The following is a 20,280-nucleotide window of genomic DNA, read 5'->3' on the forward strand; positions in this document are numbered from 1 at the left end:
TCAGTGTGGCCTAATTCCTTCCCGGGACACAAACGGATCCCGGTAATCCGCATCACTAAGGCGAGCCTTGCCTCACCTGCCCGGACGCTCCCGGACGGTGAGCGCCACGATCACGGCTCCGATGAGGAACGCCGCGCCCGCGCCGGCCATCGGCGCCGCGAGCCGCCCTCCGGCCCCCAGCGTGCCGAGCAGGGCGACTCCGACCGTGCTGCCGACCTGCCGGGCCGTGTTGACCGCGCCCGAGGCGACGCCCGCCCGCTCCCGCGGCGCGGCCTCGACGACGGTGGTGGTGGCGGCCGGCATCGTGAAGGCCATCCCGAAACCCGCCGCCATCAGCCCGAGCATGATCAGCAGGTACGGCGTGTGCGGGCCCACGGCCATGAGCGCCAAGAGCCCGGCCGCTCCCATGCACAACCCGATCAGCATCGTCGGGCGGGTACCGGACCGGCCCGACAGCCGCCCGGACAGGAACGACGCCACCGAGACGAGGATCCCCTCCGGCAGCAGCGCCAGGCCGGCCATCGTCGGGCTCATCCGCCGGACGTCCTGGAAGAACAGGCTGACCACGAACAGCTGACCGTAGAAGCCCAGGTTGATCAGCATTCCGACGGCGTTGCCGCCGGAGAACGCCCGGCTCCGGAACAGGCTCAGTGGCAGCATCGGGTTCGCCGACCGCCGCTCGACCGCGACGAAGGCCGCGGCCGACAGCGCGGCGAGGGCCAACCCGCCGAGAACGAACAGCGAGAGCCAGCCCCGGGTCCGCGCCTCGATGAGGGCGAAGGTCAGCAGCCCGAGCGCGGCGACCGCGGCGACCTGCGCGCCCGGATCGAGGCCCCGCCGGCCGTGCCCCTCCGGCCGTACGACGTGGCGGACCGTCAGCAGCAGGGCGACCAGCCCGATCGGCACGTTGACGAAGAACACGACTCGCCAGCTCACCGCGTCGGTCAGCACGCCGCCGAACACCGGGCCCGAGGCGGCCCCGATCCCGGCGACCGCACCCCAGATGCCGACGGCCCGGGCACGTGCCGCCGGGTCGGGGTTGGCGGCCTGCAGCAGCGCCAGGGAGGACGGCACCAGGATGGCGGCCGCGGCGCCCTGCACCAGCCGCGCGGCGACGAGGAGGACGGCGGTCGGGGCGAATCCGCAGGCCGCCGAGGCGACGATGAACAGCAGGAGCCCGGCGCAGAAGACCCGGTGGGGTCCCATCCGGTCGCCGAGCGCGCCCGCGGACAGCAGCAAGGTGGCGAACGTGAGGGTGTAGCCGTCGACCACCCACTGCAGGACGCCCATCCCGCCGCCGAGGTCACGCCCCAGCGCGGGCAGCGACAGGGTCACCGCCGTGGCGTCGATGATCACCATGAGGTAGCCGAGGCAGATGGCGAGCAAGGGCAGCACACCGGCCCGCGGCGGGGTCTGCGTGTCGAATTTCAGTGCGGACATGCCCCGATGCTTGCCCGCATTCGTTTTGACGAGCGCCGAAGCGTCGGCGTGACGGCGCGGGGCAGGCTCAGCCGGCGAGGGTCGCGACCAGGACGGCCTTGATGGTGTGCAGGCGGTTCTCGGCCTGGTCGAACACGATCGAGGCCGCCGACTCGAAGACCTCGTCGGTGACCTCGAGCCCCTCAAGGCCGAACTGCACGTAGATCTCCTCGCCGACCGTCGTCGCCCGGTCGTGGAACGCCGGGAGGCAGTGCATGAACCGCACCGACGGGTTCCCGGTCGCGGCGAGCGCCTCGGCGTTGACCTGGTACGGCCTGAGCAGCGCGATCCGCTCGGCCCAGACCTCCTTGGGCTCACCCATCGACACCCAGACGTCGGTGTGCAGGAAGTCGGCGCCGCGCACGCCCTCGGCGACGTCGTCGGTCAGGGTGATCCGGGCGCCGCTGCGCTCGGCCAGGCCGCGGGCCGCGGCCTGGACCTCGGCGGACGGCAGCAGCCCGCCGGGCGCGACGAGCCGGACGTCCATGCCCAGGAGGGCGCCCATGACGAGCAGGGAGTTGCCCATGTTGTTGCGCGCGTCGCCGAGGTAGGCGAAGGCGATCTCATCGAGGGGCTTGGCCGCGTGCTCGGCCATCGTGAACGCGTCGCACAGGCTCTGGGTCGGGTGCCACTCGTCGGTGAGACCGTTCCAAACGGGGACGCCGGCGTACGCGGCGAGGGCCTCGATGTCCGCCTGGCGCCTGCCTCGGTACTGAATACCGTCGAACATCCGGCCCAGCACCCGCGCGGTGTCCTTCACCGACTCCTTGTGCCCGATCTGGGAGCCCGACGGGTCCAGGTAGGTCACGTGCGCGCCTTGATCGTGCGCCGCGACCTCGAACGCGCTGCGCGTGCGGGTCGAGGTCTTCTCGAAGATCAACGCGATGTTGCGGCCGGTCAGGCGGGGCTGCTCGGCGCCCGCACGGCGGGCCGCCTTCAGCTCTCCGGCCAGGTCGACGAGCGAGCGGAACTCCTCCGCGGTGAAGTCGAGCTCCTTGAGGAAGCTCCGGCCGCGCAGCATGTGACCTCCCAGGTACGTGAACCCAGACTGTATCGCCATGCGTCCAACTGAATCAATATTCAGAACGATCTCCGGGGCCCATGCCTCGCGGCGAGCCGCCCCTCCTAGAATCGGGGGCATGGAACCCCTCGCCGTCGCAGTGAATGACCTGGTCAAACGCTATGGCATAGTCACCGCGGCCGACGGCCTCTCATTCGACGCCCGGCACGGCGAGGTGACCGCCCTCCTAGGCCCCAACGGAGCGGGCAAGACCACCACGGTCGAGATCTGCGAGGGCTACCGGCGCGCCGACTCGGGCACCGTGCGCGTCCTCGGCCGCGACCCCCGCGACCCGGAGCTGAAAACGCGCATCGGCGTGATGCTGCAGTCCGGGGGCGTGCCGACCAACGCGCGCGCCGGGGAGTTCCTGCGCCTGATCGCGAGCTTCTACGCCACGCCCCTCGACCCCGCCGCGCTCCTCGAGCGGCTCGGCCTCACCGCCGCGGCCCGCACGCCGTACCGCCGCCTGTCCGGCGGCCAGCAGCAGCGGCTGGCCCTCGCCGCCGCGGTGGTCGGCCGCCCCGAGCTGGTCTTCCTCGACGAGCCCACCGCCGGCCTCGACCCCCAGGCCCGCCACGCGACGTGGGAGCTCGTCGAGGACCTCAAGGCCGCCGGCGTGGCGGTGATCCTCACCACCCACCACATGGACGAGGCCGAGCGGCTGGCCGACCAGGTGGTGATCGTCGACCACGGGACGGTCATCTCCTCCGGCCCGCCGTCCTCGCTGACCGGCGCCGAGCGCCAGCTCCGCTTCCGGGCGCGCCCCGGGCTCGGCCTCGACGAGCTGCTGTCCGCGCTGCCGCCCACGACGATGGCCAAGGAGTCGCCGGCCGGGCACTACGTCATCGAGGGCGATCTCGTGCCCGAGCTGCTGGCGACCGTGACCGCCTGGTGCGCCTCCAACGGCGTCATGACCGAGGACCTGCGGATCGAACGGCGGACCCTCGAAGACGTGTTCCTGGAACTGACCGGACGGGAGCTCCGCTCGTGACGGACCTGACCTTCGCCCCCTCGCCCGGCGCGGCACCGGCGTCCCGGATGATCCGGGCCCAGACCGCGTACGAGCTGCGCACGCTGCTGCGCAACGGCGAGCAGCTGCTGCTCACGCTCATCATCCCCATCGCGTTGCTGGTCCTGTTCAGCGCCGCGCCGCTGCTCGACGTCGGCGCGGGCAAGCGGGTCGACTTCCTCACCCCCGGCGTCCTGGCGCTCGCCGTGATGTCCACCGCGTTCACCGGACAGGCGATCGGGACGGGCTTCGAACGCCGGTACGGCGTGCTGAAGCGCCTCGGCTCGACGCCGCTCCCCCGGTCCGGGCTGATCGCCGCGAAGACCCTCACGGTCGTGGCCGTCGAGGTCCTGCAGGCGGTCGTGCTCTGCGTCGTGGCGTTCGCGCTCGGCTGGAGCCCGCATGGGAACCCAGCGACCGTCGTCCTGCTGCTGATCGTGGGCACGGCGGCGTTCAGCGGCTTCGGGCTGCTCATGGCCGGCACTCTGCGCGCGGAGGCCACCCTGGCCGCCGCCAACCTCGTCTACCTGCTCCTGCTCGTCCTGGGGGGCGTCGTATTCCCGTTGACAAAGTTCTCCGGCGGCGTACGGTCGGTACTCGAACTGCTACCGATCTCCGCGCTCGCCGACGGGCTGCGCCAGGTACTGCAGCACGGTGCCGGGTTCCCCGTCCGCGACCTGGTGATCCTCGCCGTGTGGGCGGTGCTCGGCCTGGCCCTCGCCGCGCGCTTCTTCAAGTGGGAGTGACGCATGGCGCTCGCTGACACCCCGGGTTCCTACGGCCGCGCCGGCTGGTTCCGTTCCCGCCCGTCCGGTCTCCGGCTGTCCCTGGGCTCGGTGCCGCCGCCGGCCCTGATCCTGCTCGGCATCGTCTCGGTGCAGGTCGGCGCCGGCCTGGCCAAGAACCTCTTCGGCCAGATCTCCCCGGACGCGATCGTGACGCTGCGCCTGCTCACGTCGGCCGTCGTCCTCTCGGTGATGGCCCGCTCCGCGCTGCGCGACCTGCGCCGCGCGCACTCCTGGCGGGACCTCGGGATCGCCGTGCTGTTCGGCCTCACCCTCGCCGGCATGAACTTCAGCTTCTACCAGGCGATAGCCCGGATCCCGCTCGGCGTGGCGGTGACGATCGAGTTCCTCGGACCCCTCACCGTCGCGATCGTCGCGTCGCGGCGCCGGCTCGACCTGCTGTGGGCGGTCCTGGCGCTGGGCGGGGTCGTGTTGCTCGCCCGCGGCAGCGGGGACATCCCGCTGACGGGGGTGGTGTTCGGGCTGCTCGCGGCGGTCGGCTGGGCCCTGTACATCCTGCTGAGCGGGGCGACGGGCAAGCGGTTCTCCGGATCCACCGGCCTCGCCATCGCCAGCGTCGTCGGGGCGGCCGCCATGATGCCGGTCGGGATCACCACCGGCGGATCGGCGCTGCTCGACCCGAAGATCCTGCTGATCGGCCTCGGCGTCGGCCTGCTGTCCTCGGTCATCCCGTACAGCCTGGAGCTGGAGGCGCTGCGCCGCATGCCGGCCCAGCTGTTCGGCATCCTGATGAGCCTGGAGCCCGCGGTGGCGGCCCTGGTCGGCCTCGTCTTCCTCGGCGAGATCCTGCAGTGGCGCGAGTGGCTGGCGATCGGCTGCGTCATCGCCGCCTGCGTCGGCGCCACCCGCTCCCAGCAGTCCCCACCCGAAGCCCCCGAGGCCTGACCGGCGGAGCAGTGCCCTACAACCATCCCGTCGTCACAGTCAGCTACATTTCATGTACTATTCGTGCACGCGACGGCACTCTGGTGTTCGGCCGGTGACCTGACAGACTGGAGAGGAGTCATGCCATGCCCGACATGGCCACGACGTCTCTACCGAGGACTCCGATGATCGCCGTTCCGGACTGGCCGTACGGCCCGTACACCGTCGACGACCTGGACGCGCTGCCCGACGAGGGTGTACGGCGCGAGCTCGTGAACGGATGGATCATCGTGGCCCCCTGGCCGAGCACCTTCCATGACCACGCGGCCAAGAAACTGGAGCGTGCGCTGGATGACGCGGCTGCCGACGCCGCGGCCGACGTCTACATCAAAGGGCCGCTCGACATCGATACCGGGCCGTCCATCCGGGTGCCTGACCTCGTGGTGGTCGAGGGCGAGGCGGCCCGCGCGGCGCGTGCTCGCCGGGCGCGGGCGTACGACGCAGCCGACGTGCTCCTGGTCGTAGAGATCGTCTCCCCGCGAAGCGGCAGTGAGCAGCATGACCGGGTCGACAAGGTCTTCGAGTACGCACGGGCCGGAATCCCGCAGTACTGGCTGGTCGACCTCGAGCCGGAGCCGCGCGTACTCGTCCGGAGACTGGGCGATGACGGGAGATACCACGTCGTCGCATCGGCCGACCAGGCGGCGCCGCTGAAGACCGACGAGCCCTTTCCCTTCACTTTCGACGTCGCGGCGCTGGTCGACTGAGGGCGGGGGCGTCGGAGGGACCCGGATCCGGGGCATGGGCGGGCGCTCGTACGATGAAGGGCGTGCGATCCGATACCCCGCTGACCCGGCTCCGTGACCTCGTGTGGCGTCCCACGCCCGCCTCCCTGCGCGGGCTCGCGCTGGCGAGCGTGGTGGGCAACGCCTTGATCATGGCGACGGGCGCGGCCGTGCGCGTCAGCGGTTCGGGTCTCGGCTGCCCCACGTGGCCGAAGTGCACCGGCACCAGCCTGGTGCCGACGCACACTCCCGCGCACTCGGCCGTCAACATGGCGATCGAGTTCGGCAACCGGATGCTGACCTTCCTGGTGCTGGCGCTCGGCGCGCTGGTGTTCGTCGCGGCGCTGCGGCTGCGTCCCCGGCGCCGTGGCCTGGTGGGGCTGGCCGCGATCCAGCCGTTCAGCGTGGTGGCGCAGGCGGTCGTCGGCGGGATCGTCGTTCTCACCGACCTGCACCCGGTCGCGGTGACCGTGCACTTCCTGCTGTCGCCGGCGATTCTCGCGGCGGCCGTGGTCCTGTGGGTGCGCGCGGACGAGGGCGACGAGCCGGCCCGGAGCCTCGTCCGCCAGGAGCTCGTCTGGCTGGGACGCGCCCTGACGGGTGTGGTGTTCCTGCTGCTGGTGGCCGGCACCGTCGTGACCGGCACGGGACCGCACGCCGGCGACCCGAAGGCCCGGCGCTACGGCTTCCAGATCGAGCAGGTCGCCCAGCTGCACGTCGACATCGTCTGGGCCACGGTCGGGCTGACCTTCGCCCTGCTCCTCGGCCTCCGCCTCACCAACGCCCCGACGCGCGTGCAACGGCGGGCGCTCGAGCTCCTGGTGGTGGAGCTGGCGCAGGGCGTCATCGGCTACGTGCAGTACTTCACCAACGTCCCCGGCACGCTCGTCGTCGCGCACGTCCTGGGCGCGGCCCTCGTGTGGATCGCGACCCTGCGCGTGGTCTTCGCGCTCCGCGACCGCGGCCCCATGCCGGCCGCCCCGGCACCGGAGCCGCCGGCCGCCACCCGCGACACCGCTCCGGCCGCCTCTCTCGGCACCTGACACGGCCGTCGCTCCGACCCTGTGGCTCGGGGCCCGGCACTGTCTACTGAGCGGCCGGAGACGGGCTCAGGAGGCGTGGGTGAGCTTGGTGGTGAGCCACTGGAAGCACTTGGGGAGCATGGCGGTCCAGACCCCGATGTTGTGGCCGCCGCGCGGCACGACGTAGGTGTAGACGATCGAGGGCGGCTTGGCCGCCTGGACCATCGTGTTCACCGCGGTCGTGGTGCCGGGGTCCTGCTTGCTGGCGGTCAGGAGCAGGTCGATGGGCGGGTGCCTGGTCTCCAGGAGAGCGGGGACGTTCTCGCCCGGCACTCTGGCGAGCGCCGGCGTGGACGGGGTGAAGTAGCCGGACATGCTGACACCCGCGCGGAACAGGTGGGGGTACTGCGCGGTGAGCTTGGCGGCGCAGTAGCCGCCCGTCGAGTAGCCCATGGTCCCCCAGGCGTCGCGCTCGGGCAGGGCTCGGAAGTTCTCGGTGACGATGCGCCGGACGTCCTCGGCGAGCCAGGTGGCCACCTTGGGGCCGTGCGGCACGTTGGCGCATTCGGTGTCGTGGCCGGGGACCACGGTGATCGTCGGCGAGACGAGGATGTACGGCTGCGCGGCGCCCTTCTTCATCGCCTCCTGCAGCTTCTTCGGCCCCTGCATGGTGTGGAACCAGGTGACCGGCGTGCCGGGGAAGCCCGGGAACAGCTCGATGACGGGGAACCGCGCCCGCGGGTGCTGCTGGTACTGCGGCGGCAGCCACACCCAGACCTTGCTGCGGATCCCCGACTTGGCGCCCACCAGGGTGGCCGAGAAGGTGCCCTTCCCATTGTCGGGACGGAAATCCTTGCGGAGACGCTTTGACAGACCGCGCGCCAGGGGCTCGGACCCGCCGTTCTGCTGCTGGATGGGCGCGTCGGCGCCGTTCTGACCGGTCAGGTCGCTCCATGAGGCGAAGAACTGGAAGTGGTCGTTCAGGCCGACGCCCGCGACGAGGACCGCCGTCAGCTGGCTCAACACGATCAGCGAGACCCTCACCGGCCAAGCGCCCATGCCGCGTATCCGTCCCCACAGCAGCGCACAGCCGACCGGCGCGGCGACCGCGAGCAGGATCGACAGGACGAGCAGCGGCCAGCCCAGCAGACTCACCCGTGGCCTCCCCGAAAGGCATTGGAACTGAGCATCGCCGCAACAGAAGCTGGATGGCGGCTCAATATGCATGTATCGCGGGCCGATCGTAGAGGCGTTAGGGTTCACCCTTGCTTGATCACAGGTGTCCTTCGCATGTACTCCGCGTTCACCTGACGTGAAGGTTGCCGCCCCGCCCTCCCGGCGGGCGCACCTGGCGCCCCAGTCACGCGATCAACACCTACTCGGCATGGAGGTACGCGCGCAGGCGCTCCAACGGCCAGGTGTTGACGACGTCGTCCGGGGTGAGCCAGCCGCGCTGGGCCGTGCCGACGGCGTAGCGGAGGTTGTCGAAGTGGCCGGGGGCGTGCGCGTCACTGTCGATGGCGAACTTCACGCCGTGCCGCCGGGCGTGCCGGATCAGATCGGCGGGAAGGTCGAGGCGGTCGGGGAAGGCGTCGATCTCCAGGACCGTCCGGGACCGGGCGCACGCCGCGAACACGGCCTCCCAGTCGGCGTCCACGGGGGCGCGGCGGCCGATGCTGCGGGCGGTGGGGTGGCCGAGGACGTGGACGTGAGGGTTCTCCACCGCGCGGACGATCCGGCGGGTCATCTCCTCGCGGTCCTGGGTGAAGTGCGAGTGGACCGACGCGACGCAGATGTCGAAGCCCGCCAGGAACTCGCCCGGCCAGTCGACCTCGCCGTCGGGGTCGATGTTCAGCTCGGTGCCGTGCAGCAGCGTCATGTCCGGATAGCGCTCCTGCAGCGCCCGCACGGCCTCCCGCTGGGCGAGCATCTTCTCGTCCGTCATCCGCTGCATGAACAGGTTCGGCGCGTGGTCGGTGATCGCGTAGTACTCGTTGCCGCGCGCGGCCGCGGCGGCGACCATGTCCTCCAGCGAGGCCACGCCGTCGGTCAGGTTCGTGTGGGTGTGCAGGTCGCCGCGGAGGTCGGTGAGCTCGACGAGGCTGGGCAGCTCGCCGCGCAGCGCCGCCTCGATCTCCCCCTCGTCCTCGCGCAGTGGCGGCGGGATCCACGGCAGGCCGAGCCGCGCGTAGACGTCCTCCTCGGTGGCGGAGACGACGAGCTCGCCGGTCTCGACGGAGAACAGGCCGTACTCCGACAGCTTCAGCCCGGCGCGGACGGCCATCTCGCGGGTGCGGACGTTGTGCGCCTTCGACCCGGTGAAGTACTGCAGCGCCGCGCCCCACGCCTCCGGCGGCACGACGCGCAGGTCGACCTGGATCCCCTTGACGGTACGGACGGAGGTCTTGGTCTCGCCGCTGCCGATGATCTCGGTGACGAAGGGCAGGGCGCTGAACGCCGCCATCAGCGGGCCCGAGTCCTCGGCGGTGGCGAGGATGTCGATGTCGCCGACCGTCTCCCGGCACCGCCGCAGCGACCCGGCGTACGCGCAGCGCCCGGCGAGCGGGGACAGCTCGGCGACGATCTCCTCGGCCAGCTCGGTGGCGACGTCCATGAGCGCCCGCTCGCCCGCGTGCCGCAGCAGCTCGATGCCGTGGAGGATGTTCTCCTCGGTCTTGGCGCCGAAGCCCTTGAGTCCTTCGAGCCGGCCGGGATCGCCTCGGCGAGCTGCTCGACCGAGGAGATCCCCAGCTCCTCGTAGAGCACCATCGCCTTCTTCGGCCCGAGGGTCGGGATGGCGGTGAGGGCCCGCACGCCCGCCGGGATGCGCTCGCGCAACGCCTCCAGCTGCCGGATCGTGCCGGTCTGCTGGTAGTCGAGGATCTTCTTGGCGATCGCCTCGCCGACGTTGGGGATCTTCCGCAGGCCCTTGAGGTCGAGCCGGGTGACGTCCTCCGGATATCCGCCGATGGCCCGTGCCGCCTTCTCGTAGGCACGGACCTTGTACGCGGCCTCGCCGGTGATCGAGAGCAGGTCGGCGAACTCCTGGAACAGAGCCGCGACGTCATCGTTAGGGCGCCCCATGCTCCCGATCCTAGGAGCCCTACGGCGCGTAGCTCATCACGTGGGCGTGGACCAGGCGGCCGACGCCCGGGTCCTGACGACGGAACGCCTCGGTGATGTCGGTGTGCTCGGCGGCCTTGCCGCACAGCTCGGTGCCCCGGCGCCGCAGCGACAGGGTCGTCCAGACCTCGATGCCGAGCGACTGCCACACCGAGCGGAGCAGGCGGTTGCCGGACGCCTCCACGATCTCGCGGTGGAACGCGATGCTGTGCCGCATGACCTCCCCCGTGTCCGTCGCGGCGGCGAGGCGCGCGATGTGGACCTCGAGCGCGTCGACCTGGCCCGCCAGCCGTTGAACGGCGAGGTCGGCGGCGGTCTCCTCCAGCCCGGCGCGGACGGGGAAGACCTCGGCGAGGTCCTCGTCTGTGAAATCGCGCACTCTCGCGCCGCGGTTGGGCAGCGTCTCGATCAGCCGGAGGGCCTCGAGATGACGCAACGCCTCACGGACGGGCGCCTGGCTGACGCCGAGTTCGACGGCGATGCGGCGCTCGACGATACGCTCACCGGGTGCCCACCGGCCGGAGGTGATGCCGTCGATGAGCACCTGGCGGATCTGGTCGCCGAGGCCGGTGCGCACCAGCGAGGGAGAGGCGTTCATGTTACTCCATGGTAGCCGCCGCTAACGTGGTCAGACTCTAATATGACTGATCTATGATCGATCATTGATCGCCTCCTGATTGTATGGGCGCAGGACATGGGAACCCCATCGAAGCGCCCGAGCACGAAGGGAAGACCTCGATGGGTGACACCAAGACGAGGACTCCGGCACGCCGGACCCGGAGCCGGAAGGCGCGACCCGAGCCGGAGACGCTCGTCGCGTACTACCGGCAAATGCTGCTGATACGCAGGTTCGAGGAACGCGCCGCCCGCGCGTACACCGAAGCCAAGATCGGTGGCTACTGTCACCTCAACCTCGGCGAGGAGGCGACGGTCACCGGGCTGATGGCGGCGCTGGAGCCCCGTGACTACCTGTTCACGAACTACCGCGAGCACGGATACGCCCTCGCCCGCGGCATCGACGCCCGCCGGGTCATGGCCGAGCTGTACGGCCGCAGCACCGGCGTGTCCAAGGGCTGGGGCGGGTCGATGCACATGTTCGACCTGGACACGCGGCTGCTCGGCGGGTACGGCATCGTCGGCGGGCAGCTCCCGCTCGCCACGGGCGCGGCGCTCGCCGTGTCGTACAAGGGCGGCGACGAGGTCGTCATGTGCCAGATGGGCGACGGCACGACCAACATCGGCGCCTTCCACGAGTCGCTGAACATGGCCGCCCTGTGGGACCTGCCGATCGTGTTCGTCGTCATCAACAACGGCCTGGGCATGGGCACCACGGTCGAGGCCTCCTCGGCCGAGCCGGAGCTGTACCGCCGGGCCTCCGCCTACCGCATGGAGAGCGCCCGCGTCGACGGCGCCGACGTCGTCGCCGTACGCGAGGCCGCCCGCGAGGCGGTCGAGCGGGCCCGCGCCGAGAGCAAGCCGTTCCTGCTGGAGACGACGAGCCCGCGCCTGCGCGGCCACTCGGTCGTCGACCCGGCCCGCTACCGCACGGTGGAGGAGAAGGACGCCCTCAAGGCCGCCGACCCGCTCGCGCACTTCGCGCTGGAGCTGGAGGAGGCAGGTGTCCTCGACGCGGAGGCCCGCGACAAGCTCGACGCCGAGGTGAAGGCCGAGGTCGACGACGCCGCCGCGTTCGCCGACGACAGCCCGCACCCGGACGTGTCGACGCTGTTCGACTACACCTACGCCACCCCCGTACGGGGCGAGTCCCGCCGCCTGCCGGCCGACCCGGTCTTCTGAGGAGAATCCACATGGCGACCATGACCTACCGCCAGGCCCTCCGGGACACCCTGCGCGACGAGATGCTGCGCGACGAGAACGTCTTCGTCATGGGCGAGGAGATCGGCGTCTTCGAGGGCTCGTACAAGATCACCGAGGGGCTGCTCAAGGAGTTCGGGCCGAAGCGCGTCCGCGACACCCCGATCGCCGAGGAGGGCTTCGTCGGCGCCGCGATCGGCGCGGCGATGCTCGGCCTGCGCCCCGTCGTCGAGATCATGACGATCAACTTCTCGCTGCTGGCGCTCGACCAGATCGTCAACCACGCGGCGAAGATCTACGGCATGTTCGGCGGGCAGTGCAGCGTCCCGATGGTGATCCGCACGCCCGGTGGCGGCGGGCAGCAGCTCGGGGCCACCCACTCGCAGAACGTCGAGCTGTTCTACTCCTTCATCCCGGGCCTGAAGGTCCTCGCTCCCAGCACGCCCGCCGAGGCGTCGGCGATGCTGCGGGCGGCGATCCGCGACAACGACCCGGTGCTGTTCCTGGAGAACCTCGCGCTGTACAACACGCGCGGCGAGGTGCCCGAGAACCTCGAGGACCTCGAGCCCGCCGAGATCGGCCGCGCCGCCGTGACCCGGCCGGGCACGGACGTGACGATCATCGCGTACTCACGGATGGCGCACGTCGCGGCCGAGGCCGCCGAGAAGCTCGCCACCGACGGCATCAACGCCGAGATCGTCGACCTGCGCAGCCTGCGCCCGCTCGACCGGGAGACCGTCGTCGAGTCGGTCCGCCGCACCGGCTGCGCCGTCGTCGCCGAGGACGACTGGCTGACGTACGGCATCGGCGCCGAGATCGCCGCGACGATCCAGGAGGGCGCGTTCGACTGGCTCGACGCGCCGGTCCGCCGGGTCGCCATGGCCGAGGTGCCGCTGCCCTATTCCAAGCCGCTCGAACTGGCCGCCCTGCCGTCGGCCGAATCGCTCGTCACCGCCGTCCGCGACACCGTCCGCGCGACCGGCCGTTAGGAAGATCCATGTCCGACATTCTCATGCCCCGCCTGTCCGACACCATGGAGGAAGGCGTCATCAGCGCCTGGCACAAGAAGCCAGGCGACAAGGTGAGCGCCGGGGACTCCCTCGTCGACATCGAGACCGACAAGGCCCTCATGGAGTACGAGGCGTACGAGGACGGGGTGCTCGGCGAGATCCTGGCCGCCGAGGGCGAGACCGTCGCCATCGGCAAGCCCATCGCCACCCTCGTCGCCGAGGGCGAGACCGTCCCCGCCGCGCGGCAGGCGCCCGCCGCCGAGGCGGCCTCCGCCACGACCGGCCAGGCCGCCGCCCCGGCGGCGACCGTGGCGGCGGCACCGACCGCACCCGCGCCCGTACCGGCGCAGGCCGTCGAGACCGTACCGGCCGGCGGCACGCGGTCGCGCCCGCCGTCCTCCCCGCTCGCCCGCCGGCTCGCGCGGGAGAACGACGTCGACCTGGCGACGCTGACCGGCTCCGGCCCCGGCGGCCGGATCGTCCGCGCCGACATCGAAGCCGCCCTGAAGAACGCCCCGACCGCGCCCGCGCCCGCGCCGCAGGTGCCCTCCCCCGCCTCGCCCGTGGTGGCCGAGGACCCGGACGTCGAGCGGCTGCCGCTGAGCCGGATCCGGAAGGTCACGGCCCGCCGGCTCACCGAGAGCATGCAGACGACGCCGCACTTCTACCTGACACGGATCGTCGACGTCGGCGCGCTGCTCGCTTTCCGCAAGACGCTGAACCAGGCCCTCGACCCGGCCAAGGTCAGCGTCAACGACCTCATCGTCAAGGCGTGCGCCACGGCCCTGCGCGCCAACCCGGTGCTGAACGTCTCGTTCACCGAGGACGCCCTCCTCGTGCACAAGCGGGTGAACGTCGGCGTGGCCGTCGCGCTGGAGGACGGCCTCGTCGTCCCGGTGATCCGCGACGCGGACCGCAAGAGCGTGTCGCAGATCGGCGAGGAGACCCGGGAGCTGGCCGGGCGGGCGCGCGAGCAGCGGCTCACCCCGCAGGAGATGTCCGGAGGGACGTTCACCGTCAGCAACCTCGGGATGTTCGGCGTCGACGCCTTCACCGCCGTCATCAACCCGCCGGAGGCGGGCATCCTCGCCGTCGGCGCGACCCGCAAGGACGTCGTGGTCGGCGACGACGGCGAGTTCACCGCCCGTGACCGGCTGACGCTCACGCTGTCCGTCGACCACCGGGCCTGCGACGGCGCGACCGGCGCGAAGTTCCTCGGCGAGCTGGCCGAGCTGCTGGAGAACCCGCTCCGCATCGTCGCCTGAGCCGCTCACGCCTAGGGCGCCCTTCCACGCCGGTCGTGGGAGGGCGCCTTCGGCTTCGGGCTCACGACCTCACGCGCGCTCCAGCAGGTCGCGGAGGCGCTCGTAGGAGCGGTCCCAGCTCCACTCCGCGCGGACCCACGCGCGGCCCTTCTCCCCCATCGTGCCCGGATCGGTCAGCAGCTCGATGAGGCGGTCGGCGATGGCCGGCACCGACCGGCCGTCGACGACGTGCCCGGTCTCCCCGTCGCGTACGGCGTCCGGGGCACCGCCGGAGTCCCCGGCGAGCACCGGCAGGCCGGCGGCGGCCGCCTCCAGGAAGACGATCCCGAGCCCCTCGACCTCCAGACCCGACAGCCGGCTCCGGCACGGCATCGCGAAGGCGTCCGCGGCGGCATAGAAGGGCGGGAGGTCGTGGTGCGGGTGCCCGCCCGCGAACACCACCCCGTCCCCGGCGAGGCGGCGCAGCCGGTCCTCGTACGGCCCCGCCCCGACGATCAGCAGCGTCGCGCCCGGCACGGCGCGCCGCACGAGCGGCAGCGCGCCGATCAGGCGGTCCTGGCCCTTGCGCGGCACCAGACGCGACACGCTCAGGATGACGGGCCGGTCCCCCAGGCCGTACCGCTCCCGGACCGCCGCGCCGCCGGCGTCCGGGCGGAAAACCGAGGTGTCCACGCCGGGCACCAGCCGGGTCGTGCGCGTCCGGGGGCCGAACGCGCGGGCGATCCGCCGCCTCGTGTATCCGGTCAGGTACGTGACGGTGCCGACCTGGTCACCGATGCGGCGCAGCAGCTGCCGCGACCCCGGCAACGACGCCCACCAGATCTCGTGGCCGTGCGTGGTGGCGACCGACGGCAGGCCGAGCCGGCCGGCGAGCAGGCCCAGCGGCGCGGCCGCGCCGAACCACACCCGGTCGCACCCGTACCCCTTCGCCAGCGCCACCGCCGTCGCGGCCGCCTCCCGCGTCGGCAGCAGCGTACGGGCCCGGTCCCGTACGACCGGGAACGGCAGCCCCGCGTCGAACCGGTCGCCGTGCGGTTCACGCGACGTGTAGACCACGACCTCGCCGGGTGGGAACCGGCGCGCCAGCTCGTGGACGAACGTCTCGATGCCGCCCAGCCGGGGCGGGAAGTCGTTGGTGACGATCAGCGTGGCACCCATGGGTCACACGTCGCGACGGTGGACGACGGTGATGGCGACGGCCGCCGCGGTGAGCGCCCACAGGGCCAGCGCGATCCACGCCTCGACGGTCGTCGTCGGACGATGCACCGTGAAGCCGAAGCGCCCGTAACCGACGTCGATCAGCCGGTCCCAGGCACTGGCGGGCAGCGCGTGCTTGATGTCGGCGGTCCAGCGGTAGTGGTCGGTGAAGCACAACGGGAGCAGCAGGAGTACCGCCGTGGTGATGACCATCGTCGCCGCGCTGTGCCGGACGATCGCGCCGATGCCCATCCCGATGAGCGCGCAGACCGGCGCGAGCACCGCCGACGCCGCGACCGCCTGGAACGCTCCGGGGTAGCCGATCGAGAGGCCGACGTGGTGGCCCGACAGGATGGCCTGGGTCGCCCAGAAAGAAGCGCCGGCGACGACCGTCCCGTAGCCGAGCATGACCACCGTCACGTCGATCAGCTTCGCCGTCACCAGCGAACGGCGGGCCGGCACGGCCGCGAAGGTGGTGCGGATCAGCCCGGTTCCGTACTCGCCGGTGATGGTGATCGCGCCGACGCTCCCGGCCGCGAGCATGAGGACCATGCCGGCGGGCTGCGAGAAGCCGTCCCGCATCGCCCAGATCGGAACGAAGATCGCGCGGATGTCGGCGCCGTAGTGCGGCCAGTTGTGGTAGTCGGCGACGGCGGCGTTCACGTTCAGCCCGATGATGGCCAGTCCGCTGAGGAGCAGGGTCCAGTAGGTCGAGCGGAGCGACCAGAGCTTGGTCCACTCCGCGGCGAGGAGGTCGCGGAACCGGGCCTGGGGCTCGGCGGCGTCGGGGCGAATGGTGGTGGTCGGTGCGGTCATCGGGCGTCTCCGGCGAGGTATTCGACGCTGTCGGCGGTGAGTTCCATGAACGCCTCCTCCAGCGACGCGGTGCGGGGGGCGAGTTCGTGGAGCATGATCCGGTGCTGGAAGGCGAGTTCGCCGATGCGGGTGGCGCTCAGGCCGGTGACCGTCAGCGCCCGATCGTCGTCCGGCCGGACGGACGCGCCCTCGGCGGCCAGGACGGCCGTCAGCGAGGACGCGTCGGGGGTGCGCACGGTCACGCTCTGGGGTGTGCCGCGGGCCGCGAACTCCGCCAGGCTCTCGTCGGCGATCAGTTCGCCGCGGCCGATGACGATGAGATGGTCGGCGGTGTGCTCCATCTCGCTCATGAGGTGGCTCGACACGAACACGGTCCGGCCCTCGGCGGCCAGCCGCCGGAACAGGCCGCGGACCCACCGCACCCCTTCGGGGTCCAGGCCGTTGATCGGTTCGTCGAACAGCAGAACGGGCGGGTCGCCGAGCAGGGCCGTGGCGATGCCGAGCCGCTGCCTCATGCCGAGGGAGAAGCCCCCGATGCGGCGGCGCGCCACCTCGGTCAGGCCCACCTCCCGCAGCACCTCGTCCACCCGGGTTCGCGGGATCCGGTTGCCGCGGGCCAGCGCGGACAGGTGCGCGTACGCGGTGCGGCCGCCGTGCACGTCCTGGGCGTCGAGCAGCGCCCCGACGTGCCGGAGCCCGCGCGGGCGGCCGCGGAACGGGCGGCCGGCGACGGTGGCCGTTCCGCTGGTCGGCTCGTTCAGCCCGAGGATCATCCGCAGCGTGGTGCTCTTGCCCGCGCCGTTGGGTCCGAGGAACCCGGTGACATGTCCGGGACGCACCGTGAAGGTCAGGCCGTTGACCGCCGTCTTGGGGCCATAGCGTTTCGTCAGTCCGCTCACTTCGATCACGCGGCCAACGGTGTCGCGGGCCCGGCTCTCCGCACATCGAGCCGTCGTCGGCATTCCCGTGGCCCGCGTACCGACCGTGGTCGTACACCCGTGGTCCGATGCGGCCATGGAGATCACGCCATTACGATTCGGGCATGTCCGCCGTGCCCTCTTCTCCCCTGCTCAGGCGCGTTCCGCCAGGCGTGTGGACGGCCGCGGCCTGGTGCGCCGGCACGGTGTTCACGTTCCTCATCCGCGTGCGGCTGCCCGGAGAGGGCCTGCCCCCGGTCCAGGCCGGGGTCCTCTTCTACCGATGGGACGGCCGGGCGATGCTGGTGGTGGCCACCGCGCTCACGCTGATCGGCAGCGGCCTGCTGCGGCGGCGGCCGCTCACGGCACTCGTCCTGTTGCTCGCCGGCTCCGTCCTCGGGACACTCCCGCTGAGCGTCGGCGCGATCCCGGTGCCGCAGTTCCTCTCCGTCGACGTCGCCCTGTGGTTCATCGCGGCCACCGGGCGACGCCGGACGTCGCGCGCCGCGGCCGGTCTGGTCTTCGCCACACTGGCCGGGTACCTGGCCTTCCGGCTCCTGTGCGGGTGGACCATCCAGACGTCGACGGAGCTGGCCGTGGCGATGACCGCCGCCATCGCCTGGCTCATCGGCAACTCGACCCACCAGGCGCGAGAGCACGCCGAGGACATGCGCGCCCAGGCCGCCACGCAGGCGGTGACCACCGAGCGGCTCCGCATCGCCCGCGAGCTGCACGACGCGGTGGCCCACAACATCGGCATCGTCGCCCTGCAGGCCGGCGCGGCGCGGAGAGTCATCGACACCCAGCCCACCCGGGCACGCGACGCCTTGAAGGCGGTGGAGACTTCGAGCCGGGAGACGCTGTCCGGGCTGCGCCGGATGCTCGGCGGGCTCCGGCAGGCGGAATCGGAGGCGGCGCCGCTGCACGATCTTCCCGGTCTGGCGGACCTCGATCGGCTGGCGGAGGCCACCACGGCCGCCGGTGTCCGGGTCGACGTGCGATGGCGGGGAGAACCCCGCCCGCTCCCGCCGGAGATCGACTTGTCGGCGTTCCGGATCATCCAGGAGGCCGTCACCAACGTGGTGCGCCACGCCGGCACCCGATCCTGCACCGTCTCCATCGACTACCAGGACGAGGACCTGACCATCGACGTCGCCGACGGCGGGCGCGGCCACGGCGCCGCCCCCGGCACCGGCTACGGCCTGGTCGGCATGCGCGAACGCGTCACCCTGCTGCACGGTGACTTCTCCGCCGGACCACACCCCGAAGGCGGCTTCCGCGTGACGGCCCGCCTCCCCCTACCGACAGGTGTCGCATGAGGATTCGGGGGATCGCAGGCTGGGGTGGGGCCGTCCTGTTCCCGGTCGCGCTCGCCTGGTCGCAGGTGGCCGGGTCGGGCAGCGGACCGTTCTACAGCCCTTCCCAGGCCCTCGCGGCGATGCTGTCGATGAGCCTGCTGATCGGCGTGCTCCGGCGGATCCCGCTCCTCGCGCTGGCCATGATGCTCCTCGGCTGCGTCTTCGTCGTCGCGTTCGCCGGGCCTGAGTATCAGACTCGATCCCCGTTTCTATCGTTTCTGGCGGTGGACCTGGCCGTGGCGTTCATCGTCGCCACCCGGGCCTCGCGGGTCTCGACCGTCGCCGTCCTGCTGTCCCTCGTCGTGCAGTTGCTCGCCATCGCCGGCTTCTCAAGTGGGCAGGACCTCCTGACCACCGTCGAGATCGCCGTCTTGGCCATCGCCACGGCCTTTATGGCCGGCAGGCTGCTCCGCGAGCGCCGCGAGCACGCGGCGGCGCTGCGTTCGCGCGCGGTGGCCGACGCCGTCACCGCCGAACGGCTCCGGATCGCGCGCGAACTGCACGACATGGTCGCGCACACCATCGGCATCGTCGCCCTGCAGGCCGGCGCGGCCAAGCGGGTCATCGACACGCAACCCACCCGAGCCCGCGAGGCGCTCGGCGAGGTCGAGACCGCGAGCCGGGAGACGCTGTCCGGGCTGCGCCGGATGCTCGGCGCACTCCGCCAGGCGGAAGCAGAGGCCGCACCGCTGCACGAGATGCCCGGCCTGGCGGACGTCGACCGGCTCGCCGAGGCCACCACGGCCGCCGGCGTCCACGTCGACGTCCGATGGCACGGAGAACGCCGCCCGCTCCCCCCGGACGTCGACCTGTCGGCGTTCCGGATCATCCAGGAGGCCGTCACCAACGTCGTACGGCACGCCGACACCCGGTCCTGCACCGTGTCCATCGACTACCAGGACGAGGACCTGACCATCGACGTCGCCGACGGCGGGCGCGGCCACGGCGCCGCCCCCGGCACCGGCTACGGACTGGTCGGCATGCGCGAACGCGTCACCCTCCTGCACGGTGACTTCACCGCCGGACCACGCCCCGAAGGCGGCTTCCGCGTGACGGCCCGCCTCCCCCTACCGACAGGAGTGAAATGAGCGTCCGCGTTGTTCTCGCCGACGACCAGCCGCTGGTGCGCACCGCCCTGCAGATGGTCATCACCGACGCCCCCGACATCGAGGTCGTCGGCGAGGCCGGAACCGGTGCCGAGGCGGTGGAGGTGACCCAGAGCCTCGAGCCGGACGTCGTCGTGATGGACATCCGGATGCCCGGCATGGACGGCATCGAGGCCACCCGGCAGATCACGGCCGGTTCGGGCTCGACGCACGTCGTCGTCCTCACCACGTTCGACGATGACGACTACGTGTACGGCGCGCTGCGCGCCGGCGCGGCCGGGTTCCTCGTCAAGGACATGGCGCTGGACGACATCCTCGCCGCGATCCGCGTCGTCGCCGCCGGGGACGGCCTGATCGCGCCGAAGGTCACGCGCCGCCTGATCGAGGAGTTCGCCGGCCGCCCGGGGCCCGTTCCCGGGCGGCGCACGCTCGACGGCATCACCGAACGGGAGCACGAGGTGCTGACCCTCGTCGGGCGCGGCCTGTCGAACTCCGAGATCGCCGCCGAGCTGGTCATCAGCATCGCCACCGTCAAGACCTACGTGACACGGCTGTTCACCAAGCTGGACGCCCGCGACCGGGTCCAGCTGGTGATCATCGCCTACGAGACCGGCCTGGTCGCGCCCTCCCGGTGACGGCCCCCGCCGC

At 71.8% G+C, this 20,280-nt stretch carries 20 protein-coding genes; 11 read left to right on the forward strand and 9 right to left on the reverse strand.

Annotated features, from left to right (window positions below; all coding sequences use genetic code 11):
* Positions 1-72: 72 nt before the first annotated feature.
* Complete coding sequence (locus ACYVF7_RS35555; RefSeq protein WP_460349363.1) at positions 73-1,440, reverse strand: MFS transporter; 1,368 nt, start codon at positions 1,438-1,440, stop codon at positions 73-75.
* 67 nt (positions 1,441-1,507) lie between these two features.
* Positions 1,508-2,500 carry an ornithine carbamoyltransferase gene (gene argF / locus ACYVF7_RS35560; protein ID WP_460358290.1) on the reverse strand — a complete coding sequence of 331 codons (993 nt, stop codon included), beginning with the start codon at positions 2,498-2,500 and terminating at the stop codon, positions 1,508-1,510.
* A 118-nt stretch (positions 2,501-2,618) separates the two neighbouring features.
* Here argF and ACYVF7_RS35565 point away from each other — a divergent pair, with 118 nt between their 5' ends.
* The 5 genes from ACYVF7_RS35565 to ACYVF7_RS35585 all read left to right on the forward strand — a co-directional run bounded on the left by ACYVF7_RS35565 (position 2,619) and on the right by ACYVF7_RS35585 (position 7,046).
* Positions 2,619-3,530: an ABC transporter ATP-binding protein gene (locus ACYVF7_RS35565; protein ID WP_460349365.1), complete on the forward strand. Its 912-nt coding sequence runs from the start codon at positions 2,619-2,621 to the stop codon at positions 3,528-3,530.
* Between the two features lie 47 nt (positions 3,531-3,577).
* On the forward strand, positions 3,578-4,294 hold the full coding sequence (locus tag ACYVF7_RS35570) for an ABC transporter permease (RefSeq protein ID WP_460358292.1): 717 nt from the start codon (positions 3,578-3,580) through the stop codon (positions 4,292-4,294).
* Positions 4,295-4,297: 3 nt separating this feature from the next.
* Complete coding sequence (locus tag ACYVF7_RS35575; protein ID WP_460349367.1) at positions 4,298-5,239, forward strand: EamA family transporter; 942 nt, start codon at positions 4,298-4,300, stop codon at positions 5,237-5,239.
* 125 nt (positions 5,240-5,364) lie between these two features.
* Positions 5,365-5,985 carry a Uma2 family endonuclease gene (locus ACYVF7_RS35580; protein WP_460349369.1) on the forward strand — a complete coding sequence of 207 codons (621 nt, stop codon included), beginning with the start codon at positions 5,365-5,367 and terminating at the stop codon, positions 5,983-5,985.
* A gap of 53 nt (positions 5,986-6,038) precedes the next feature.
* A complete protein-coding gene (locus ACYVF7_RS35585) occupies positions 6,039-7,046 on the forward strand; it encodes a COX15/CtaA family protein (RefSeq protein ID WP_460349371.1) in 1,008 nt (335 codons plus the stop codon).
* A gap of 66 nt (positions 7,047-7,112) precedes the next feature.
* Here ACYVF7_RS35585 and ACYVF7_RS35590 read toward each other — a convergent pair whose 3' ends face one another.
* From ACYVF7_RS35590 to ACYVF7_RS35605, 4 genes are all read right to left on the reverse strand, one after another.
* The gene (locus ACYVF7_RS35590) at positions 7,113-8,180 is read right to left on the reverse strand and encodes an alpha/beta hydrolase (protein WP_460349373.1); all 1,068 of its coding nucleotides are present in this window, start codon (positions 8,178-8,180) and stop codon (positions 7,113-7,115) included.
* A gap of 220 nt (positions 8,181-8,400) precedes the next feature.
* Positions 8,401-9,489 (reverse strand): PHP domain-containing protein, encoded by a 1,089-nt coding sequence (locus tag ACYVF7_RS35595; RefSeq protein ID WP_460358294.1) that lies wholly within the window; start codon positions 9,487-9,489, stop codon positions 8,401-8,403.
* Positions 9,489-10,109, reverse strand: coding sequence for a helix-hairpin-helix domain-containing protein (locus tag ACYVF7_RS35600; protein WP_460349375.1), 621 nt, complete (start codon positions 10,107-10,109; stop codon positions 9,489-9,491). The genes ACYVF7_RS35595 and ACYVF7_RS35600 overlap by 1 nt, the downstream gene beginning before the upstream one ends.
* 19 nt (positions 10,110-10,128) lie before the next feature.
* A complete protein-coding gene (locus ACYVF7_RS35605) occupies positions 10,129-10,746 on the reverse strand; it encodes a GntR family transcriptional regulator (RefSeq protein WP_460349377.1) in 618 nt (205 codons plus the stop codon).
* A gap of 140 nt (positions 10,747-10,886) precedes the next feature.
* Between ACYVF7_RS35605 and pdhA the strand changes: the two genes are divergently transcribed.
* From pdhA to ACYVF7_RS35620, 3 genes are read left to right on the forward strand one after another with little or no spacing between them, the layout of a single operon-like run.
* Positions 10,887-11,945: a pyruvate dehydrogenase (acetyl-transferring) E1 component subunit alpha gene (gene pdhA / locus ACYVF7_RS35610; protein ID WP_460349379.1), complete on the forward strand. Its 1,059-nt coding sequence runs from the start codon at positions 10,887-10,889 to the stop codon at positions 11,943-11,945.
* Positions 11,946-11,956: 11 nt separating this feature from the next.
* Positions 11,957-12,952 (forward strand): alpha-ketoacid dehydrogenase subunit beta, encoded by a 996-nt coding sequence (locus ACYVF7_RS35615; RefSeq protein ID WP_360879027.1) that lies wholly within the window; start codon positions 11,957-11,959, stop codon positions 12,950-12,952.
* Between the two features lie 8 nt (positions 12,953-12,960).
* On the forward strand, positions 12,961-14,238 hold the full coding sequence (locus ACYVF7_RS35620) for a dihydrolipoamide acetyltransferase family protein (RefSeq protein ID WP_460349382.1): 1,278 nt from the start codon (positions 12,961-12,963) through the stop codon (positions 14,236-14,238).
* 69 nt (positions 14,239-14,307) lie between these two features.
* Here ACYVF7_RS35620 and ACYVF7_RS35625 read toward each other — a convergent pair whose 3' ends face one another.
* From ACYVF7_RS35625 to ACYVF7_RS35635, 3 genes are read right to left on the reverse strand one after another with little or no spacing between them, the layout of a single operon-like run.
* On the reverse strand, positions 14,308-15,396 hold the full coding sequence (locus tag ACYVF7_RS35625) for a glycosyltransferase family 4 protein (protein ID WP_460349384.1): 1,089 nt from the start codon (positions 15,394-15,396) through the stop codon (positions 14,308-14,310).
* A 3-nt stretch (positions 15,397-15,399) separates the two neighbouring features.
* Positions 15,400-16,251, reverse strand: coding sequence for a tautomerase family protein (locus tag ACYVF7_RS35630; protein WP_460349386.1), 852 nt, complete (start codon positions 16,249-16,251; stop codon positions 15,400-15,402).
* Positions 16,248-17,159 carry an ABC transporter ATP-binding protein gene (locus ACYVF7_RS35635; protein ID WP_460349388.1) on the reverse strand — a complete coding sequence of 304 codons (912 nt, stop codon included), beginning with the start codon at positions 17,157-17,159 and terminating at the stop codon, positions 16,248-16,250. Before ACYVF7_RS35635 ends, ACYVF7_RS35630 begins: the two co-directional genes overlap by 4 nt.
* Positions 17,160-17,293: 134 nt before the next feature.
* Between ACYVF7_RS35635 and ACYVF7_RS35640 the strand changes: the two genes are divergently transcribed.
* The 3 genes from ACYVF7_RS35640 to ACYVF7_RS35650 are packed head-to-tail and all read left to right on the forward strand — an operon-like array spanning position 17,294 to position 20,267.
* Positions 17,294-18,487 (forward strand): sensor histidine kinase, encoded by a 1,194-nt coding sequence (locus ACYVF7_RS35640; RefSeq protein ID WP_460349390.1) that lies wholly within the window; start codon positions 17,294-17,296, stop codon positions 18,485-18,487.
* Positions 18,484-19,614, forward strand: a complete 1,131-nt coding sequence (locus ACYVF7_RS35645) for a sensor histidine kinase (protein ID WP_460349392.1) — start codon at positions 18,484-18,486, stop codon at positions 19,612-19,614. Before ACYVF7_RS35640 ends, ACYVF7_RS35645 begins: the two co-directional genes overlap by 4 nt.
* Positions 19,611-20,267, forward strand: a complete 657-nt coding sequence (locus tag ACYVF7_RS35650) for a response regulator (RefSeq protein ID WP_460349394.1) — start codon at positions 19,611-19,613, stop codon at positions 20,265-20,267. Before ACYVF7_RS35645 ends, ACYVF7_RS35650 begins: the two co-directional genes overlap by 4 nt.
* Positions 20,268-20,280: the final 13 nt, after the last annotated feature.

This window comes from Actinoallomurus acanthiterrae (assembly GCF_054775715.1).

Bases quoted from the DNA above. Each gene is read 5' to 3' on its own strand.
- ACYVF7_RS35615 (WP_360879027.1), top strand. From the start codon at position 11,957: ATGGCGACCATGACCTACCGCCAGGCCCTCCGGGACACCCTGCGCGAC.
- ACYVF7_RS35595 (WP_460358294.1), bottom strand. From the start codon at position 9,489: ATGGCGGCGTTCAGCGCCCTGCCCTTCGTCACCGAGATCATCGGCAGC.
- ACYVF7_RS35640 (WP_460349390.1), top strand. From the start codon at position 17,294: ATGTCCGCCGTGCCCTCTTCTCCCCTGCTCAGGCGCGTTCCGCCAGGC.
- ACYVF7_RS35565 (WP_460349365.1), top strand. From the start codon at position 2,619: ATGGAACCCCTCGCCGTCGCAGTGAATGACCTGGTCAAACGCTATGGC.
- ACYVF7_RS35650 (WP_460349394.1), top strand. From the start codon at position 19,611: ATGAGCGTCCGCGTTGTTCTCGCCGACGACCAGCCGCTGGTGCGCACC.
- ACYVF7_RS35585 (WP_460349371.1), top strand. From the start codon at position 6,039: ATGAAGGGCGTGCGATCCGATACCCCGCTGACCCGGCTCCGTGACCTC.
- ACYVF7_RS35580 (WP_460349369.1), top strand. From the start codon at position 5,365: ATGCCCGACATGGCCACGACGTCTCTACCGAGGACTCCGATGATCGCC.
- ACYVF7_RS35600 (WP_460349375.1), bottom strand. From the start codon at position 10,109: ATGGGGCGCCCTAACGATGACGTCGCGGCTCTGTTCCAGGAGTTCGCC.
- ACYVF7_RS35645 (WP_460349392.1), top strand. From the start codon at position 18,484: ATGAGGATTCGGGGGATCGCAGGCTGGGGTGGGGCCGTCCTGTTCCCG.
- ACYVF7_RS35630 (WP_460349386.1), bottom strand. From the start codon at position 16,251: ATGACCGCACCGACCACCACCATTCGCCCCGACGCCGCCGAGCCCCAG.
- argF (WP_460358290.1), bottom strand. From the start codon at position 2,500: ATGCTGCGCGGCCGGAGCTTCCTCAAGGAGCTCGACTTCACCGCGGAG.
- pdhA (WP_460349379.1), top strand. From the start codon at position 10,887: ATGGGTGACACCAAGACGAGGACTCCGGCACGCCGGACCCGGAGCCGG.
- ACYVF7_RS35625 (WP_460349384.1), bottom strand. From the start codon at position 15,396: ATGGGTGCCACGCTGATCGTCACCAACGACTTCCCGCCCCGGCTGGGC.
- ACYVF7_RS35575 (WP_460349367.1), top strand. From the start codon at position 4,298: ATGGCGCTCGCTGACACCCCGGGTTCCTACGGCCGCGCCGGCTGGTTC.
- ACYVF7_RS35570 (WP_460358292.1), top strand. From the start codon at position 3,578: ATGATCCGGGCCCAGACCGCGTACGAGCTGCGCACGCTGCTGCGCAAC.
- ACYVF7_RS35605 (WP_460349377.1), bottom strand. From the start codon at position 10,746: ATGAACGCCTCTCCCTCGCTGGTGCGCACCGGCCTCGGCGACCAGATC.
- ACYVF7_RS35555 (WP_460349363.1), bottom strand. From the start codon at position 1,440: ATGTCCGCACTGAAATTCGACACGCAGACCCCGCCGCGGGCCGGTGTG.
- ACYVF7_RS35620 (WP_460349382.1), top strand. From the start codon at position 12,961: ATGTCCGACATTCTCATGCCCCGCCTGTCCGACACCATGGAGGAAGGC.